The 4460-nt window shown below is 65.8% G+C and carries 3 protein-coding genes; 2 read left to right on the forward strand and 1 reads right to left on the reverse strand.

All coding sequences use genetic code 11. The features are described 5' to 3' along the window. Window positions 1–1692 (forward strand): TonB-dependent siderophore receptor (locus VJS90_RS13190; RefSeq protein WP_324122093.1); only part of this gene is annotated, 1692 nt, incomplete at its 5' end. A 179-nt stretch (window positions 1693–1871) separates the two neighbouring features. Beyond that, window positions 1872–4289, forward strand: a complete 2418-nt coding sequence (locus VJS90_RS13195; RefSeq protein WP_324122094.1) for a glucose/quinate/shikimate family membrane-bound PQQ-dependent dehydrogenase — start codon at window positions 1872–1874, stop codon at window positions 4287–4289. Here the strand turns inward: VJS90_RS13195 and VJS90_RS13200 are convergent. Next, window positions 4274–4460 (reverse strand): hypothetical protein (locus tag VJS90_RS13200; protein ID WP_324122095.1); only part of this gene is annotated, 187 nt, incomplete at its 5' end. The two genes, VJS90_RS13195 and VJS90_RS13200, sit on opposite strands and share 16 nt — an antisense overlap.

A 4460-nucleotide genomic window follows, 5' to 3' on the forward strand; every position in this document is an offset into this window, starting at 1 on the left:
TCCAAGCAGCCGCAGCAGCATGGGTTCACTGACCTGGGCGGCGGTGTCGGTACCGACCAGTACCGGCGCCTGACCCTGGACACCAACCAGCCACTCGAAGGCGTGGGCCACGACAGCGCGCTGCGCATCAACCTGATGGCCCATCACAATGAGGTGCCCGGGCGCGCGCGGATCGAGCGCGAGCGCTGGGGCATCGCGCCGTCGCTGCGCCTGGGCCTGAGCGACGCCACCCGACTGACCCTCAGCGCATCTCATCTGGCGGATGACAACCTGCCCGACTACGGTGTCCCCGCCAGGGATGGCAAGAAGCTCGCCGGAGTCGACCGGCACGCCTATTTCGGATGGCGGAACCTCGACAAGGAACAGATCCGGCACAGCACCCTGACGGCGGACTTCGAGCATGAGTTCAACGACGACCTGCGCGTGCAGAACCTCACCCGCTACAGCCACACCGGCCGTGACACCACGGTCTCGGCTTCCCACGTCAACACCGACGGCGTACCCGCGGGCCGATACCGGCCCGCCGGGCCGCAGGCCTATGGCCGCGACGCTGTCACCCGGATGTGGATCAACCAGACCAACCTGACCGGTCGCCTGGACCTTGCCGGCATGCGCCATGACCTGGTCACGGGTGTCGAGGTCTCCCGCGAGACACTGGACCTGGGGACCTACAACCACGGCCTGGGAAACGCACGGTATCCGGCCGACGGCTATTCGCTTGGCAATCCACCGGGCCGCTGGTCCGGGCCGATCGCCAGGACTCGCACCAGTCAGGCGCAGGCCGAGCTGACCAACCAGGCGCTGTACCTCTTCGACACCATCGCCCTGCATGAACACTGGGACCTGAACCTGGGGCTGCGCCACGACCGGTTCAAGGCCACGGCCCACAGCGTTGACGCCGACAAGGGGGCCTCGGCATTCGGGTCTGAAGACCGGGTGCTCAGCGGCCGCGCGGGTCTGGTCTACAAGCCGGCCGATAACGGACGCATCTACCTGGCCTGGGGCACGGCGTTCAACCCGTCCGCCGAGAGCCTGGTTGGGTCCGGCAGAGGCCTGAGCGCGGCGACCGAGGGCCTGTCGCCAGAAAAGAACCAAACCTGGGAGCTGGGCACCAAGTGGGAGGTGCTGGACAACCGGCTGAGCCTGGACGCGGCGCTGTTCCGGGTAGAGAAGCGCAATGCCCGCGAGACGATGTCGGACGGCTCGACCCAGCTGGCCGGGAAACAACGGGTACAGGGTCTGGAAGTGGGTGCGGGCGGCCAGCTCAGCGACCGATGGGCGGTGTTCGCCAACTATACCTTCCTTGACAGCGAAACCCTCAAGGCCGCCGACACCCCGGCGGGGATCGCCCGCGAGGGCCAGTCCCTGGCCAACACCCCACGGCACTCGATGAACCTGTGGTCGACCTATGCCCTGCCCGCGGGCTGGACGCTGGGCTACGGAGCACGCTATGCCAGCGAGCGCAACGTCACCTCCAGCACCACCGCCAGGCTGGATGCCTACTGGGTCCACAACGCCATGGTCGCCTACAAGGTGAATCACGAGCTGGACCTGCAGCTGAACGTCAACAACCTGTTCGACAAGGCTTACGTGGAAAGGGTACGCCAGCAGAACGGCACCACGGCGCGTTCCTCGGCGATAGAGTACGGCGATGCCCGTTCAGCGATCGTCTCGGCAACCTACCGCTTCTGATCCTGCATGGCCCTTTCGCACCGCGTCAGGGCCGTATCCCAAGGATGACCTACGCTTGACTCAAGCACCCGTGTCCAATTGTCGCTGCGACAACTGGTCCTGTTTTCATTATGTACTAACTTGTTAATTAGCTTGCTAAGGGGATAAACTTCGCTTATTCAACAGCGAGATCTTTCGGCATGAAGCAAGCACCGCGCGCCTCTGGCGCCACCTCTTTCATTCTGGTCGGCCTGGGCGTCATCATCGCCTTGCTCGGCCTTGCCCTCGCGGCCGGCGGCATCAAGCTCGCCGGCCTCGGCGGTTCCCTGTACTTCCTGATCGGCGGCCTGGCCATGACCATCGCCGGTATCCTCATTGCCCTGCGCAAGACCGCAGGCGCCTGGCTGTTCGCCGCCTTTCTGATCGGCACCGCCATCTGGGCGGTGGCCGATGTCGGCCTGGTGTTCTGGCCGCTGTTCTCGCGCATCTTCATGTTCGGTGCGATCGGCATGGTGGTGGCGCTGGTCTATCCGTTGCTGTCGCGCGCCAACGGCGGCACGCCAGGCCGCGCTGCCTATGGCGTGGCGGGTGTGATGGCGGTCGCTCTGGTGATTGCTGCCGGCAACATGTTTGTCGCGCATCCCACCGTTGCACCGACCGGCACGGGCCCTGGCCTGTCCCCGGTCGAGCCTGGCAAGGCGCAGAAGGACTGGGCCCACTACGGCAACACCGAAGGTGGCAGCCGCTTCGCCGCGCTTGACCAGATCAACCGCGACAACGTCGACAAGCTCAAGGTGGCCTGGACCTACCACACCGGCGACATCGCCGAGAGCGATGGCAACGGCGCTGAAGACCAGCTGACGCCGCTGCAGATCGGCAACAAGGTGTTCATCTGCACCCCGCACAACAACCTGATCGCCCTCGATGCCGACACCGGCAAGGAACTGTGGAAAAACGCGATCAACGCCAAGGCCGCTGTGTGGCAGCGTTGCCGTGGCATGGCCTACTTCGACGCCACCGCGCCGCTGGCCCAGCCTTCGCAGCCCAACAGCTCGCCCGTCACCGCGGCCGTGGTGCCGGCCGGCGCCAACTGCCAGCGCCGCCTGCTGACCAATACCATCGACGCCCGCCTGATCGCGGTCGATGCCGACACCGGCGAGTTCTGCCAGGGCTTCGGCGACAACGGCCAGGTCGACCTCAAGGCCGGCCTGGGCGATGTTCCCGACGCCTACTACCAGCTGTCCTCGGCCCCGCTGATGGCCGGTACCACCGTGGTGGTCGGCGGGCGCGTGGCCGATAACGTCCAGACCGACATGCCAGGCGGCGTGATCCGCGGCTTCGACGTGATCACCGGTGCCATGCGCTGGGCCTTCGACCCGGGCAACCCGCAAGACCGCAACGCCCCGGCCGACGGCAGCACCTACGTGCGCAGCACGCCCAACAGCTGGGCGCCGATGTCGTACGATCCGGCGATGAACACCCTGTTCCTGCCGATGGGCAGCTCGTCCACCGACATCTATGGCGTCGAGCGTACCCGCCTCGACCACACCTACGGCGCCTCTGTGCTCGCCCTGGACGCGACCAGCGGTGAAGAGAAGTGGGTCTACCAGACCGTGCACAACGATCTCTGGGACTTCGACCTGCCCATGCAGCCAAGCCTGATCGACTTCACCAAGGATGATGGCCAGAGCGTGCCAGCGCTGGTGATCGGTACCAAGGCGGGGCAGATCTACGTGCTCGACCGCGCCACCGGCCAGCCGCTGACCAAGGTCGAGGACGTCAAGGTCAAGCCGGGCAACATTCCCAACGAGCCGTACTCGCCCACCCAGCCCAAATCCGTCGGCATGCCGCAGATCGGCGCGCAGACACTGACCGAGTCGGACATGTGGGGCGCCACGCCGTATGACCAGCTGCTGTGCCGCATCGACTTCAAGCAGATGCGCTACGACGGCCTGTACACCGCGCCAGGCACCGACAAGTCGCTGAGCTTCCCGGGATCACTGGGCGGCATGAACTGGGGCAGCATCTCCACCGACCCGGTCCACGGCTTCATCTTTGTCAACGACATGCGCCTGGGCCTGTGGATCCAGATGCTTCCCGCGCAGAAGAACGCCAAGGCGTCGTCTGGTGGTGAAGCGCTGAACACCGGCATGGGCGCCGTGCCGCTCAAAGGCACCCCGTACGCGGTCAACAAGAACCGCTTCCTGTCGGTGGCCGGCATTCCGTGCCAGGCCCCGCCTTTCGGCACCCTCACCGCCATCGACATGAAGACCCGCAAAGTCGCCTGGCAGGTACCGGTCGGCACCGTCGAAGACACAGGTCCCCTCGGCATCCGCATGCACCTGCCGATCAAGATCGGCCTGCCCACCCTGGGCGGTACGCTCTCGACCCAGGGCGGCCTGATCTTCATCGCCGGCACCCAGGACTTCTACCTGCGCGCGTTCAACAGCGGCAACGGTGAAGAAGTCTGGAAAGCGCGCCTGCCCGTCGGCAGCCAGGGCGGCCCGATGACCTATGTCTCGCCCAAGACCGGCAAGCAATACGTGGTGATCACCGCCGGTGGCGCCCGCCAGTCCAGCGATCGTGGTGACTACGTCATGGCCTACGCCCTGCCGTAAGCCCTTTCACCCACTTCTTCGAGGTGGGTGCCGCGCGGCGCCACCAGGCGCCGCGCTTTCATTCCTGTCTTCGTTCGCAATTTTCGTGGAAGTTTGCGCATGTCATCCGCTATCCGTTTTTCCCCTGCCCGACTGCTGCTGGCAGTGTCCTGCAGCGCCGCACTGCCCGCC

The sequence above is a fragment of the Pseudomonas sp. genome (assembly GCF_035277045.1).
Lineage (GTDB): Bacteria > Pseudomonadota > Gammaproteobacteria > Pseudomonadales > Pseudomonadaceae > Aquipseudomonas.